Consider the following 14,771-nt stretch of genomic DNA (forward strand, 5'->3'; position numbering starts at 1 on the left):
GTCCGGGTGCGTCGGCCGCCATTCTAGCCCTGCCACGGGAGTGACTGACCGCCGGTCATTGACCGACGGTCAGTCAGTGGATAGGATGCGGGCACATCCTCCCCCGGGATCCGAACATGCAACGCTTGCGACGACCGGCCCTGGTGCTGGCGGCCTACCTCGGCACCTTCCTCGCCTCGCTGGACATCAGCATCGTCAACGTCGCCCTGCCGACCCTGCAGCAGGCGCTGGACACCGACATGGCCGGCCTGCAGTGGGTGATCAATGCGTATGCCATCGTGTTGTCGGCCCTGATGCTGTCAGCGGGCCCGCTCGGTGATCGCTATGGGCATCGGCGGATGTGGCTGCTCAGCGTCGCCACCTTCACCCTGGGGTCGTTGCTGTGCGCCTGCGCCGGCAACCTGCAGACGCTGGTGGCCGGGCGGGTGGTGCAGGGCATCGCCGGTGCGCTGCTGATTCCCAGCGCCATGCCGATCCTCAGCCATGCGTTCCCCGATCCGCGCCAGCGTGCGCGTGCAATCGGGGGCTGGTCGGCGTTCAGTGCGCTGGCTCTGGTACTGGGCCCGCTGTTGGGCGGCGTGCTGGTGCAGCGCGCCGGCTGGCCGAGCATCTTCCTGATCAACCTGCCGCTGGGCCTGCTTGCCCTCGTGCTCGGCGCGTGGGGTATCCCGGAGCGGCGGCATCCACACCATGCAGCGCTGGACCCGGCGGGGCAACTGCTAAGCGTCGTTGCACTGGGTGCACTGAGCTATGGCCTGATCGCGATCGGCGAGCAGGGCCTGATGGCGCCGGCAACGCTGTCGGCGCTGGGCATCGCCGGTGCCGGGCTGGTGTTGTTCGGCCTGGTCGAACGCCGGGTGGCACGCCCGCTGCTGCCGCTGGACCTGTTTGCCGATCGCCGTTTCGGCATGCTCAACCTGGCTTCGTTCGTGCTGGGATTCACCGCCTATGCGAGCCTGTTTTTCCTGTCCCTGTTCTTCCAGCAGGCGCAGGGGCTCAGCGCAGCCTCGGCAGGCTCGCAGCTGGTGCCGCAGTTCCTGTTGATGGGCGTCGTCTCGTTGTTGTTCGGTCGCCTGGTGGTACGCGTGGGGCTGCACACCGCGCTGGTCTGCGGTTATGTGCTGGTTGCCGTGGCGCTGTGCGCGATGGCCACGTTGCAGCCCGAAACGTCGCCCTGGCAGGCCAGTGCCTTGCTGATGCTGCTGGGCATCGGCATGGGGCTGGCGGTACCTGCAACCGGCATGGCGGTCATGGCCCAGGTACCGGCCGAGCGCGCGGGCATTGCGTCAGCCACGATGAATGCATTGCGCCAGGCGGGCATGAGCCTGGGCATCGCGCTGCTGGGCAACCTGATGGGCCTGCGTGCGGTACGCGAGTTTGCCGCGTCCGCACTGGCCGCCGGGCAGCCAGCGCTGGCGGCCCATGCACGCGGGCTGACCCTGCACCCGAGCTCGTCGTACTCCACGCCCCAGGTGATGGCGTGGTACCGCAGTGCGATGGCCAGTGGCTTCGGCTGCGCGATGGCGGTGGCAGGCGTGCTGGCCCTGCTTGCGGCCATCGGTCTGCGCCGACTTCGCCTTGCGCACTGACCGCGCAGCGTTCATCCCTGCTGGCGTTGCGGATCCTTTGCGGCTGGGTCGAGCGACGCCAGTTGCTGCTGCTGGCGTGCGTTGGCGTGGCGCGCGTGGCCGCCCTCGCGGCCGATCGCCGCCATGTGCTGCCGATCGCGGCTGATCGCCTCGCCGCCCTTGCGGCCGGCGACGCGGGCCTCGTCCGAACTGAATTCATGCGCGTTGCCGGAGGCATGCGCGGCGCGTCCGCCCTTGGCGGCGATCGCACGTTGCTTGTCCCCGTCCATCGAGGCGAAGCCCCGGGTGGAGCTGCGCGGGTTCTGGCCAGTCATGTGAATCCTCCTGCGGTGTGGGCGTCGCCGTCGTCGACGACAGCGGCCATGCTTGGCCATCGCGCGCTAAGTCCAGGTCGCCATCCTTGCAGCTGTCTTCACGCGGCCTGCGCACCGGGTTCAAGCGGCCGGCCGCCCTCGGCCGCAGTGGGGCCGAACCGTGTCAGTCTTCGCGTGCCTCGCGCAGGCGCTGCGCGAAGGGGCGTTGTTCGAGCGCCTGCAAGGCGCTGCGCAGCACCTGTTCCAGCGATTGGCCGAGGTCGGCCTCCAGGCTGCGTGCTGCACGCGCGGTGGCCTGCCACTGGGCCTGCAGCGCCGGCACGGCCTGCAGCGCATGCGGGCTCAACTGCAGGATGCGTTCGCGGCTGTCTTCACCGATGGCGCTGTGCAGCCAGCCGTCGCGCACCATCGCTGCTACGGTCTGGCTGAGCGCCGAATGGCTGAGTCCGCAGGCCAATGCCAGGTCCTTGATGCGGCACGGCCCCTGCGCCATCAGCGTGCGCAGCACCGGGGTGTAGCGCGGCCGATAGTCCAGCTGCAGATCGCGGTAGGCCTGTTCGACGGCCGGGTCGAGCTGATCGAGCAGGGCGCGCAGCAGCGTCCCCAGGGTGGCGTGTTGGAGATCCATGATCGCGATGATATATAAGTGCTTATACATCATCAATGCGGGATGGGGTCATGGCGGTTTCGTGGGTGCTGGGTGCGTTGCTGGCGGCGGCATGCCCGTCCCAGGATGCGGTGCTGCAGGCTGCGGCCACCGCAATACAGGCGCAGTACCTGGACGAGGCCGAGGGTGCCCGCATTGCCGCAGCGGTGCGCGGCTGGTCCAGCCAGCGGCGCTATGCGGACAGCTGCGCGGACCCGCAGGCGTTCAGTGCACGCCTGAACCAGGATCTGGACGTGTTCGATGGCCACTTCCATGTGGAACGCGCGGACGCCGATGCCGGCCAGGACGACTGGCTGATGGCATGGCGCGCGGACGCGCGCGGCAATGGTGCCGGCGTGCGCGAGGTACGGGTGCTGGAGGGCAACATCGGCTACCTGCGCCTGAGTACCTTCTATCCGCTCGACCTCGCCCGGCCAAAGCTGGCGGCAGCGTTCAGCCTGCTGGCCGATACCGACGGCCTGGTGCTGGACCTGCGCCAGAACGGCGGCGGTGATGATGGCAGCGCGGATCTGCTGGTGCGCACCCTGCTGGAGCCTGGAATCACCGAGGTACAGGCGCTGGAGCAGCGCGGGCGGCGCACCGCGGTGCGGTTGCCGCCGGCCAGCCTGCCGCCCTACCTGAAGCCGCTGGTGGTGCTGATCGACCGTCGCACCGGCTCGGCGGCCGAGTTCGTCGCGTACTCGCTGCAGGCGGTGGCGCGCGCGCGCATCGTCGGTAGCCGCAGCGGTGGCGCCGCGCACATGTTCGATGATCCTGTGCAGCTGCCCGATGGTTATCAGATCAGCATTCCGGACCGTCAGCCGATCAACCTGCGTACCGGCAGCAACTGGGAACGAACCGGCATCACGCCGGATGTGCCCGGCGGCGATGATCCGCTGTTCATCGCGCGGCAACTGCTGGCGCCGCCAACGCCGCCACGATGAACGCGTTTTTGCAACATCCGGCTATCGCAGACGACATGCTGCTTGCCTAGAATCGAATCATCCCGGTACTTCCCGGGCGCTTCGAGCGAATGGACTCAATGAAGATTCTGTTGACCGGCAGTTCCGGACGGATCGGGCGTGCGATCTTCGGCGCGCTTGCGGCCACCCACGAAGTGGTGGGGCTGGATCGCAGCCCGTTCGCCACCACCCGCATCATCGCCGATGTCACCGATCGCCAGGCCGTGGAACGCGCTGTCCGTGGCGTCGATGCAGTGATCCACACCGCCGCCCTGCACGCACCGCATGTGGGGCTGGTGCCGGATGCGGTGTTCCAGCAGATCAACGTGGAGGCCACCGCGCACCTGCTGCAGGCCGCGCGCGAGGCCGGTGCGCGGCGGTTCGTGCTGACCAGTACCACCGCGCTGTACGGGCATGCGGTGGTGGCGGGAGGCTGCCGCTGGATCGATGAAGACACCGAGCCCTTGCCGCGCACGATCTACCACCGCAGCAAGCTGCAGGCCGAAGCCCTGGCCGTGGCCGCCGCCACGCCGGGCTTCAGCGTGCGCGTGCTGCGCATGGGCCGTTGCTTCCCGGAGCCGCCCGAGCGCATGGCGATGTTCCGCCTGCACCGTGGCATCGACGCGCGTGACGTGGCCAGCGCGCATGCCGCGCTGCTGCTTGATGACGGCGCCGCCTTCGCCCGCTACATCGCCTGTGCGCCGACGCCGTTCCGGCGTGAGGACTGCCTGGAACTGGCCACCCAGCCGCGCAACGTGCTGGCCCGGCGCGTGCCGCAGCTGCTGGCCGAGTTCGACCGCCGCGGCTGGCCGCTGCCGCTGAGCATCGACCGCGTCTACGACAGTGCCCGGCTCCGCAGCGAGCTGGGCTGGCAGCCGCGCTTCGGCCCGGACGATGTGCTGCAGCAGTACGCCGCGGGCAGCATCGAAGTGCTGCCGCGGGCGCAGTGGATCAAGGACCGCGTAGCCGAATAGGGCGGCCGCGGGGCGGGTTGTTGACTTGTCCCTGAGCAGATTCAGGAATGTGCAGGCGGGCCGCCTCAACCTCGTCGGCGGGCGGCCGCTAACCCGGTGCGCTTCCAGCGCCGGGCGTGCCCCGGCGACCGGCGGCCTGCGCGACGGATCGCGCGCCTGCGCGGTGCCCTCGCGGTACCGGTCATCCTGAACTGCCTAGCGGACCCTTCCATGCCTCCTTCCCGTTCCGCCGCTGCCCGCCGTCCGGGCAGCATCGCCCACAAGCTGATGCTGGGCACCGCCGTGATCGCGCTGCTGTGCTTCGGCCTGACCGCGTTCCTGATCTACCGCCAGGCCAGTGCCAGCCTGATCGATGCCTCGCGCCAGACCATGACCAGCGAAGCCAATGCCGAGGCGCGCCAGGTCGCAGCCGATCTGGGCACGGCCTTCGCCAGCAACGACGCGATGGTCGAAGCCGTACTCGCCCAGCGTGCGCGCGGCGATGTACCCGACCGCGCCAGCCTGGCGGCGGTGCTCGGCGAGCAGCTGCGCACCCATCCGGAATGGCTGGGCAAGAGCACCATGTGGGAAGCCGATGCGTTCGACGGCAAGGACGCCGAGTTCGTCAACACCGAGGCGCACGATGCCACCGGCCGCTACATGAGCTACTGGGCCTGGCAGGACGGCGCACCGCAGCAGTCGCCGATGACGGACTACACCGAAGCCGCCGACGGTTCGGCCGACTGGTACATGGATCCCAGCCGCGACAAGCTGCCCAAGGTCAGTGAACCCTACGCCTATGACATCGGCGGCCAGCAGGTGCTGATGAGCACACTGAGCACGCCGATCATCGAGAAGGGCACCTTCCTCGGCGTGTTCACCGTCGACTTCTCGCTGGCGGCGCTGCAGAAGCACCTGGCCACGCTGACGCCGATGGGCGCCGGCCGTGTCGAACTGCTTTCGCCCAAGGGCGTGGTGCTGGCCTCGGCCAACGCCGCCGAGATCGGCAAGCCGCGCAGCGACGCGCTGACCCGCAGCATGCTGGCGGACATCGCCGCCGACCGCCGCTTCGAAGCCTTCACCCCGGATGCCGCCGGCAACGTGCGCGTCTATGTGCCGCTGCGCGTGGGCGACGCCCCGCAGCGTTTCGCGCTGGGCGTGGTGATGCCGCATGCGGTGATCGTGGCCGAGGCGCGCCAGCTGTTGTGGCTGACCCTGCTGGTCGGCGTGGTGGCGGCCCTGGCCCTGAGCGCGGGTGTCTACGTGCTGCTGCGCCGGCTGGCGATCCGCCCGCTGGCCGAAGCCGTGCGCGTGGCTGGCGATGTCGCCGCGGGCAAGCTGGACAGCACCGTGCCGGCGCGCGGCAATGACGAAGTGGGCCGCCTGCTGGAGGCGATGCAGGGCATGCGCGGCCAGCTGCAGGCGGTGATGGCCGCGCAGGCGGAAATGGCACGCCGTCATGACGCCGGCGAGCTCAGCTACCGGATGGACGCGTCGGTGTTCCCGGGCGAGTACGGCCGCATGGTGGCCGACAGCAACCAGCTGGTGGCCTCCAGCAATGCGGTCACCCAGCGCCTGGTGGAAGTGATGCAGCGCTATGCCGTGGGCGACCTCAGCGTGGACATGGAGGCGCTGCCGGGCGAGAAGGCCGTGTTCAGCGCCGCGATGGCCACCACCAAGAGCAACCTGGCCGCGATCAACGATCAGATCCAGCAGCTGGCCGCAGCTGCAGCTGCCGGTGATTTCGCGGTGCGTGGCGATGCGCTGCGCTTCGACCACGACTTCCGCCGCATGGTGGAAACGCTCAACACCATGATGCAGGTCAGCGACCACAACCTGGCCGAGCTGTCGACGCTGCTGCGTGCGATCGCCGCCGGTGACCTCACTGCCCGCATGCAGGGTGACTTCCACGGGGTGTTCGCGGTGATGCGCGACGACGCCAACAGCACCGTGCAGCAGCTGACCGGGATCGTCGGGCAGATCCAGCAGTCCGCAGCCAGCATCCGCCTGGCAGCCGGCGAGATCGCCGCCGGCAACAGCGACCTGTCGCGGCGTACCGAGCAGCAGGCCGCGAACCTGGAAGAGACTGCCGCGTCGATGGAGGAACTGACCTCCACCGTGCGCCAGAACGCCGATCACGCGCTGCAGGCCAACACGCTGGCCGGTTCCGCGGCCGGCGTGGCCAGCGAAGGTGGACAGGTGGTCAGCCAGGTGGTGCAGACCATGGAGCAGATCGAGGCCTCGTCGCAGCGCATTGCCGAGATCATCTCGGTGATCGATGGCATCGCGTTCCAGACCAACATCCTGGCGCTGAACGCCGCAGTGGAAGCGGCACGTGCCGGTGAGCAGGGCCGCGGCTTTGCCGTGGTTGCCAGCGAAGTGCGCGCGCTGGCGCAGCGCTCGGCCGGCGCAGCCAAGGAGATCAAGGAGCTGATCGACGCCTCGGTCGCGCAGGTCGGCGCCGGCGCGGAACTGGTGCATGGCGCCGGTCGCACCATGCAGGAGATCGTCGGCCAGGTCGGGCGGGTAAATGAAATCATGGCCGAGATCTCGGCCGCCTCGCGCGAGCAGTCGGCCGGCATCGAGCAGGTCAACCAGACCGTGGTGCAGATGGACGAGACCACCCAGCAGAACGCTGCGCTGGTGGAGGAAGCCAGTGCCGCCGCGCGGGCGATGGAGGAGCAGGCCGAGCAGCTGGCGGTGGCGGTGTCGCGCTTCCGCCTGCAGGCCGGGCCGGTGGCGGTGGCACGCCGCGCGGCGTGAGCCCTCGGGCGGCGGCCGGGGCGGTCATGGCGATGAACCGTGCACACGGCAACGGGTTCAGGAATGCGCCCCGGCACCGGGAATCCAAGCGTATGGCCGCTGCGGCGCTGCGGCCGGGCGCCGCACCGTCACCCATCCGCCTTGTTTTTAGGATAGGGTGCGCAGTTCCGCTGCCGCCCCAGCTGAATCCGTGCGGCGGCGGGATGTCCATGGAGGTTGCATGACCACACCTGCTACACCGGAAAACGCACCGGGACCGGTGCTCCTGCCGACACCTGAAGTGGTGCAGGCACAACAACTGCTCGCACGCCAGCAACTGGCGGTGGCGATGGACCGTGCACGCACGGCCGCCACGCGCACTGCGGCACCGGCCGCACTGGAAAGCGAGTAACCCGCAACACCGTCGATCGCGCTGGCCCACCGCCAGCGCGATCGCGGCGCGCCGCCGGTCAGAACCGCGCGGTCATGCTGAGGAAGTAGCTGCGCCCGGCCACGAAGTAGTCGGTGGAGCCTTCGGCATAGAGCTTCTTGTCGGCCAGGTTGCTGACACCGCCGCGCAGGGTCAGCACCTCGTTGACGTTCCAGGCGGCGGTCAGGTCATACAGGGTGTAGGCCTTGAGGAAGGTGGTGGCCACGCCGTCCTGCTTGCCGGTGTACTGCGCCGACAGGCTGCTGGAGAACGCCGTGTTCGGCGTCCAGTCCAGCGACGAATAGCCGGAGAACTCCGGCGTGTCGATCAGGTTGCGGCCGGTGGTCAGGTTCTTGGCTTCCTTCATCCAGGTCGCCGAAGTGCGCCAGCGCCAGTGCTCGCCGAAGCGGACATTGAGGTTGCCTTCCATGCCACTGGTGCGCGCGCGCTGCACGTTGCTCATGCGCGTCCACCAGATGCCGTTGAACTGGCCCAGCGGGGCGTACTCGATCTTGTTCCTGAAGTCGGTGTGGAAGTAGGTCAGGCCGGCATCCACCCAGTCGTTGTCGAAGCTGATGCCGATCTCGCGGTTGGTGCTGGTTTCCGGGTCCAGGTCCGGGTTGCCGGCCATGTAGCAGCCGCCGCGGGTATAGCCCAGCGGGATCAGCGAGGTGCAGCCACGGCCACCGGACTGGGTGGCGGCAGTTGCCGAATTTTCGGTCAGGCTGGGCGCGCGGAAACCCTTGGAGACGCCGCCGCGGATCGTCCACTGCTCGGCCGGGTGCCAGACCAGGTAGGCACGCGGGCTGACGTGGCCGCCGAATTTCTCATGGTGATCGAGGCGTGCGCCCAACGTCAGCGCCAGGGTGCGGTGCAGCTTCAGTTCGTCCTCGACGAACAGCGCCCAGGTGTCCACTTCCAGATCGGAGCCGCTGACCGCGTTGCCGGCATAGTCGATCGGTGCACGGCCGATGGTGTCGGTGTTGGTCAGCTCCTGGCGCTTCCACTGGCCACCCACGGCGAACTGGTGTTCAACGCCGAGGGTGAACGGCGTGGTCAGGCTGCCTTCGATGATGGTGTCGGTGGCTTCGGAGCGGCCGGTGGCGCCGATGTCGTTCTTGTACTCGGTCCAGTACGCGCTGATCTTCGAGTTGCCGAAGCGCCACTTGCCATCGTGGTTGAGCGCCAGCGAGCTGCGCTTGAGTTCGGTGGCACCCCACGCACCTTCGTCCTGCTTTTCCAGGGCGGCATCGATGAAGGCCTGCTGCACGCCGTGGCCGGCTTCCAGCGTCAGTTCCTGCGCGTCGCTGAGTTTCCACTGCAGCAGTGCGTCGACATTGCGATCCTTCTCGCCGGCATAGGCATTGCCGTAGACGCCGCCATTGGACCGGTCGGAATCACGGCGCATGCTGTTGGCGCCGATGCGCAGGCCGAAGCGCTCGCCGAGCGGGCCGGAAAACGTAGCGCCGATCTGCTGGGTGTCGCCGCGCTTGTCGTCGCCCGGTCGCGTGTAGCTGTGGGTGGCACTGCCGTTCCAGCCATCACCGATGCGCTTGGTGATGATGTTGATCACGCCGCCCATGGCGTCGGAGCCATACAGCGACGACATCGGCCCGCGCACCACTTCGATGCGCTCGATCTGGTCGGGCGAAATCCAGTTCAGGTCCTGGCGTCCGAGGTCGGGGCGGTAGTTGGTCGAGGCCGAGCTGCCCATGCGCTTGCCGTCCACCAGCACCAGCGTGTAGTTGGACGGCATGCCGCGCAGCTTGATCTTGGACTGCTCGCCGGCCGCGCTGAGGCCGCCGGTCACGCCGGGCACGCGGCTGAGCAGGGTGGCCAGGTCGTGCACCGGCTGGCGCTCGATGTCCTCGCGGCTGATCACGCTGATGCTGGCCGGGGCATCCTTGATCCATTGCTGGTTGCCCGAGGCGGTGACCACCACGGTGTCCAGATCCTTGGTGGAGGCATCGGCGGCGGCATCGGCGGCGGCCAGGCCGGGCAGGGCAAGCAGGCAGGTGGTGGCAACGGCGGCGGCCAGGCGGCTGCGCGCGGGGTGCGCGGAACGGGAACGGAATGACAGGGACATGACGGCTTCCATGGGAGAGGGAGAGACCCGGTGGAAGCGCAGGCGCAGGCAGACAGCAGGCAGCCCCTTCCGTGGGTCGTCGGCGCGCGGCGGGGCCGGCGCGGCTGGGTGGGTCTCAACCGTCGGGAAGACGGTGACCTGCCTGGTTAATGAAATGATAACCGTTCGCGTTTGTTACGATCCAGTACCTGTCGTAATAAAGCGACAACCTCGAGTGCGGGGCGTCATCGCCTGCTGTTTGCTGAATGGGGATAATTCCCGGCGTAGGCCTTCGCACCCGGCTTACATCCGGCGCCCTAGACTGGGGCGCATTTTCGATTCCGCCCCGTTGGAGATCGTGTGGGTTCCGGTAGTGACAGACATCGACTGTGCGGCCAAGGGCCGGCACAGCCAGGACAAGTGCGGGCGCCGGGAAGGCGCGCCGGGAACCTTCGTGCATGTAGCCCGGCCGGGATGGCCGGCCGTGCCGAACGTGCGGAGTAGGTGGTGATGGGGGGTCAGACCATCCACGCGGAAGCGGATGCGCCCCGGCTGGATGCCGGCTGGGCGCTGCTGCCTGCTGAATCTCCGTTGCAGATGCCCGAGCAGACCCTGCGCGAAGGCGTCCTCAAGGTCCGCCGCCATCGCACGTCGCCGCGCCTGATCGGCCTGCGGCGTTTCTACATTTTCGGTGGCACGCTGGGCATGACCGCCGTGGCCACGCGGATGATGTGGCGGGTGCTGTCGACCAATGGCATCAGCGTGCTTGAAGCCTGCCTGCTGGTGTTGTTCGTGGGCCTGTTTGCATGGATCGCGCTGTCCTTCGCCAGCGCACTGGCGGGCTTCCTGACCGCCGTGTTCGACCGTGGCTACCGCCTCGGCATCGACCCGGACAAGCCGCTGCCGACCGTGCACAGCCGCACCGCGCTGCTGATGCCGACCTACAACGAAGATCCGCGCCGCCTGCTGGCGGGCCTGCAGGCCATCTATGAATCGGTGGCCGCCACCGGCCAGCTTGAGCGCTTCGACTTCTTCGTGCTCAGCGATACCCGCCGCGAGGACATCGCGCGCGCCGAAGAGCAGGTGTTCGCCGAACTGCGCGACCGCGTGCCGGATGGCCAGACGCGGCTGTTCTACCGCCGCCGTGGCGACAACAGTGGGCGCAAGGCCGGCAACATCGCCGACTGGGTGCGCCGCTTTGGCGGTGCCTATCCGCAGATGCTGATCCTTGACGCCGACAGCCTGATGACCGGCGACAGCATCGTGCGCCTGGTCGCGGGCATGGAGCACAACGCCGATGTCGGCCTGATCCAGACACTGCCGTCGGTGATCGGCGGCCGCACCCTGTTCGCCCGCATGCAGCAGTTCGGTGGCCGCGTGTACGGCCCGGTGATCGCTCGTGGCGTGGCCTGGTGGCATGGCGCCGAGAGCAACTACTGGGGCCACAACGCGATCATCCGCACCCGCGCCTTCGCCGACCACGCAGGTCTGCCAGCGTTGCCGGGGCGCAAGCCGTTCGGCGGCCACGTGCTCAGCCACGATTTCGTGGAAGCGGCGCTGATGCGCCGTGGCGGCTGGGCCGCGCACATGGTGCCGTACCTGGGCGGCAGCTACGAGGAAGGCCCGCCGACGCTGACCGACCTGCTGGTGCGTGACCGCCGCTGGTGCCAGGGCAACCTGCAGCACGGCAAGGTGGTGGGCAGCCGCGGCCTGCACTGGATCAGCCGCACCCACATGCTGATCGGCATCGGCCATTACTTCACCGCGCCGATGTGGGCAATGCTGATGCTGATCGGCATCGCCATCCCGTTGTTCCAGCAGGGCATCGATTTCAACGCCCTGCTGCACCTGTCGCCCAGCGTGTACTGGCGCGCCCAGGACGAGGAACAGGTGGTGCGCCTGTTCGCCGCCACCATGGCGGTGCTGCTGCTGCCCAAGGTGCTGGGCTACCTGGCGATGCTGCTGGACCCGGTCGACCGGCGCGGCTGCGGTGGTGCGATCCGTGCGTTCGTCTCGATGCTGGTGGAAACCGTACTGGCTGCGCTGATGGCGCCGGTGGTGATGTACGTGCAGTCGCGCGGCGTGGCCGAAGTGCTGTCCGGCCGCGACTCGGGCTGGGACGCACAGCAGCGCGACGACGGTGGCATCTCGTGGCTGGCGCTGATCCGTGGCTACGGTGGGCTGGGCGTGTTCGGTGCCTTCATGGGCGTGCTGGCCTGGGCGGTATCGCCGTCGCTGGCGGCGTGGATGGCGCCGGTGGTGATCGGCATGGTGCTGGCGGTGCCGGTGGTGGCGCTGACCTCCTCGCGCGGCCCGGGCGCCTTCCTGCACCGCCTTGGCCTGCTCGACATCCCCGAAGAGAACATCCCGCCGCCGGTGCTGGTACGCGCCGCACAGCTGCGCCGGGAAGCGGCCGAACAGCCGCCGCTGTACTGATCGCACCGCGCCAGCGGCATAATGCGGCTCGAACTTGAAGGAGCCGCATCATGCTGCAAACGGTGGAACAGGAAACCGGCGCCTCGCCGCAGTGGTCGGTGATCTGGCTGCACGGCCTCGGCGCCGACGGCCATGATTTCGCGCCGATCGTGCCGGAGCTGGTGCGGCCGCATTGGCCGGCGCTGCGCTTCGTGTTCCCGCACGCGCCGGTGCGGCCGATCACCATCAACAACGGCGTGCCGATGCGTGGCTGGTACGACATCGTCGGCATGGACTTCCGTTCGCGCGCCGACATGGCCGGCGTGCAGGAATCGGTGGTGCAGCTGGATGCGCTGATCGCACGTGAGATCGAGCGTGGCATCGCGCCGGAGAAGATCTTCCTGGCCGGCTTCTCGCAGGGTGGGGCAATCATCCTCACGGCGGCGTTGTCGCGCACCGCGCCGCTGGCCGGCCTGATCGCGCTGTCCACCTATCTGCCCGAGGCTGAAAGCGCCAAGCGTGTTGACGATGCCGTGCAGGTGCCGGTGTTCATGGCCCATGGCAGCAGCGATCCGGTGATCCCGCAGGCGGTGGCCGTACACAGCGCGCAGGCACTGCAGGCGCTGGGCCTTGAGCTGGAATGGCACAGCTATCCGATGGCCCACCAGGTCTGCGCCGAAGAGCTCCAGGCGCTGGGTGACTGGCTGCAGGAACGGCTGGGCGCTGCCTGAGCCATGGCCCCGGCCAGCACACCGCCGTGGATGCCGGAGCTGTGCCGCCTGCCGCGGTTGGCGGCGATGCTTGGCCTGGCCGAGCTGGTGGTGGTGGTGCTGGCGTTGGCGCCCGACGGCAGTCGCCACTGGACCTTCGGTGAACTGCTGTCGGCCAGCGGCTTCGCGCTGTGGCTGGCGCTGGCGGTCTCGGCCAGCCTGTGCCTGCTGCGGCAGGCGCTGTCGAGGTTGCCGCAGGTACTGGGGGCGGTCGCGGCGATCGCCCTGGCGACCCTGATCGCGGTGGTCTGCGCCGGCATCGTGCATGCGTTGTACGCGGTGCTGGGGGACAACTTCGCCAGTGGTATCAGCTTCTGGCGCTTCACCCTGGGCAGTGCGGCCACCACTGCACTGATCACGGCGCTGGCGTTGCGCTACTTCTATGTGAGTGATCGCTGGGCCGCGCAGGTGCAGGCCAACGCGCGCGCGCAGGCCGATGCGCTGCAGGCGCGGATCCGCCCGCATTTCCTGTTCAACAGCATGAACCTGATCGCCAGCCTGCTGCATCGCGATCCGGCTGTTGCCGAGCGCGCGGTGCTCGATCTGTCCGATCTGTTCCGCGCCGCGTTGGGCGCAGGCGAGGGCGATTCGACCCTGCGCGACGAATGCGAGCTGGCCGAGCGTTATCTGTCGATTGAATCGCTGCGCCTGGGCGAGCGCCTGCAGGTGCAGTGGCAGCGCGACGAACCACTGCCGTGGGACCTGCCATTGCCGAGGCTGGTATTGCAGCCACTGGTGGAGAACGCCGTGCTCCACGGCATCTCGCGCCTGCCCGAAGGCGGCACCATCGAGCTGCAGCTGGTGCGCGAGGGCCAGGAGCTGCAGATCCGCGTGCGCAATCCCGCGCCCGATCCGCAGGCCCCGGGGCTGGCGCTGGCGCGCGGTGCCGGGCATGCCCAGCACAGCATCGGCCATCGGTTGGCCTGGCGCTTCGGCAGTGCCGCGCGGATGACGGCCGGCTGGAGCGAGGGCTACTATGCCTGCCAGGTGACGGTGCCGATCCAGTGAGGGGACGATCGTGAGGGTAGTCATCGCCGATGACGAACCGCTGGCGCGCGAGCGCCTGCGCAGCCTGTTGGCGGCGCAGGACGGCGTGGACGTGGTGGCCGAGGCCGGCAACGGCGAGCAGGCCCTGCACGCCTGCGCGGAGCTGCAGCCGGACCTGGTCCTGCTGGATATCGCGATGCCCGGGCTGGATGGCCTGGAAGCGGCCCGCCACCTGGCCAGTTTCGAGCCACGGCCGGCAGTGGTGTTCTGCACCGCCTATGACGCGCATGCGCTTTCGGCCTTCGAGGCGGCGGCCATTGATTACCTGATGAAGCCGGTGCGTGCCGAGCGCCTGGCGGCCGCGATCGCACGTGCACGTACCTTCCTGGCCGGGCGCGACGGCCAGCCGCAGGACAACAGCGGGCAGCAGGCACGCAGCATGCTGTGCGCACGCCTGCGTGGCAGCCTGCGGCTGATCCCGCTGGACGACATCCATTACCTGCAGGCCGAAGAGAAGTACGTGGTGGTACACCACGCGCGCGGCGAAGACCTGATCGAGGAATCGTTGAAGTCGCTGGAGGAGGAGTTCGCCAGCCGCTTCATCCGCATCCATCGCAACTGCCTGGTGGCACGCCACGAGTTGGTGGAACTGCGCCGTGGCTCGGGTGGGCAGGTGCAGGCCGTACTGCGGCATGGCAAGCAGCCGCTGGAAGTCAGCCGCCGCTGCGTGGCGACCCTGAAGCAGGAATTGCGGCACCTGTGAGGGGTCCGCGCGGCCTGCGGCCGCGACTGCTTACAGATCAACATCAAGATCAAGATCAACAGCAGGTTGGTCGGCTCGTTGTTCTTACGTGCTGGGTCGGGCCGGGGTGGGGTGGCGGGACACGCCGTAAACCCA

General features: G+C 68.6%; 12 protein-coding genes. 9 read left to right on the plus strand and 3 right to left on the minus strand.

The genetic code is table 11. The features are described 5' to 3' along the window. Positions 1-116 precede the first annotated feature (116 nt). The gene (locus tag AC5P7U_RS05405; protein WP_006472007.1) at positions 117-1,589 is read left to right on the plus strand and encodes an MFS transporter; all 1,473 of its coding nucleotides are present in this window, start codon (positions 117-119) and stop codon (positions 1,587-1,589) included. An 11-nt stretch (positions 1,590-1,600) separates the two neighbouring features. On the opposite strand, the gene AC5P7U_RS05410 is transcribed toward AC5P7U_RS05405, so the two are convergent. Together AC5P7U_RS05410 and AC5P7U_RS05415 are read right to left on the minus strand one after the other, a co-directional pair. Beyond that, positions 1,601-1,903, minus strand: a complete 303-nt coding sequence (locus AC5P7U_RS05410; protein WP_006472006.1) for a KGG domain-containing protein — start codon at positions 1,901-1,903, stop codon at positions 1,601-1,603. Between the two features lie 163 nt (positions 1,904-2,066). Then, a complete protein-coding gene (locus AC5P7U_RS05415; protein WP_053510155.1) occupies positions 2,067-2,531 on the minus strand; it encodes a MarR family winged helix-turn-helix transcriptional regulator in 465 nt (154 codons plus the stop codon). Between the two features lie 50 nt (positions 2,532-2,581). Here AC5P7U_RS05415 and AC5P7U_RS05420 point away from each other — a divergent pair, with 50 nt between their 5' ends. The 4 genes from AC5P7U_RS05420 (at position 2,582) to AC5P7U_RS05435 (ending at position 7,618) form a co-directional block, all read left to right on the plus strand. Further along, positions 2,582-3,493: a S41 family peptidase gene (locus AC5P7U_RS05420; RefSeq protein ID WP_006472004.1), complete on the plus strand. Its 912-nt coding sequence runs from the start codon at positions 2,582-2,584 to the stop codon at positions 3,491-3,493. Between the two features lie 98 nt (positions 3,494-3,591). Beyond that, entirely contained in the window at positions 3,592-4,485 is an 894-nt protein-coding gene (locus AC5P7U_RS05425; RefSeq protein ID WP_049457933.1) for an NAD-dependent epimerase/dehydratase family protein, read from the plus strand. Between the two features lie 210 nt (positions 4,486-4,695). Continuing rightward, positions 4,696-7,227: a methyl-accepting chemotaxis protein gene (locus AC5P7U_RS05430; RefSeq protein ID WP_197563918.1), complete on the plus strand. Its 2,532-nt coding sequence runs from the start codon at positions 4,696-4,698 to the stop codon at positions 7,225-7,227. Between the two features lie 220 nt (positions 7,228-7,447). After that, positions 7,448-7,618 (plus strand): hypothetical protein, encoded by a 171-nt coding sequence (locus AC5P7U_RS05435; RefSeq protein WP_166671564.1) that lies wholly within the window; start codon positions 7,448-7,450, stop codon positions 7,616-7,618. Positions 7,619-7,676: 58 nt separating this feature from the next. Here the strand turns inward: AC5P7U_RS05435 and AC5P7U_RS05440 are convergent, their stop codons facing one another. Beyond that, positions 7,677-9,722: a TonB-dependent receptor domain-containing protein gene (locus tag AC5P7U_RS05440; protein WP_197565031.1), complete on the minus strand. Its 2,046-nt coding sequence runs from the start codon at positions 9,720-9,722 to the stop codon at positions 7,677-7,679. A 489-nt stretch (positions 9,723-10,211) separates the two neighbouring features. On the opposite strand from AC5P7U_RS05440, the gene mdoH reads away from it, so the two are divergent. From mdoH to AC5P7U_RS05460, 4 genes are read left to right on the plus strand one after another with little or no spacing between them, the layout of a single operon-like run. Then, complete coding sequence (mdoH, locus tag AC5P7U_RS05445) at positions 10,212-12,137, plus strand: glucans biosynthesis glucosyltransferase MdoH (protein ID WP_006471626.1); 1,926 nt, start codon at positions 10,212-10,214, stop codon at positions 12,135-12,137. Positions 12,138-12,187: 50 nt separating this feature from the next. Beyond that, the gene (locus tag AC5P7U_RS05450) at positions 12,188-12,847 is read left to right on the plus strand and encodes an alpha/beta hydrolase (protein ID WP_197565032.1); all 660 of its coding nucleotides are present in this window, start codon (positions 12,188-12,190) and stop codon (positions 12,845-12,847) included. A gap of 3 nt (positions 12,848-12,850) precedes the next feature. Continuing rightward, entirely contained in the window at positions 12,851-13,894 is a 1,044-nt protein-coding gene (locus tag AC5P7U_RS05455; RefSeq protein WP_006471622.1) for a sensor histidine kinase, read from the plus strand. Between the two features lie 10 nt (positions 13,895-13,904). After that, positions 13,905-14,636, plus strand: coding sequence for a LytR/AlgR family response regulator transcription factor (locus AC5P7U_RS05460; protein WP_049458009.1), 732 nt, complete (start codon positions 13,905-13,907; stop codon positions 14,634-14,636). Positions 14,637-14,771: the final 135 nt, after the last annotated feature.

Source organism: Stenotrophomonas sp. YJH_SMC_57 (assembly GCF_059369755.1).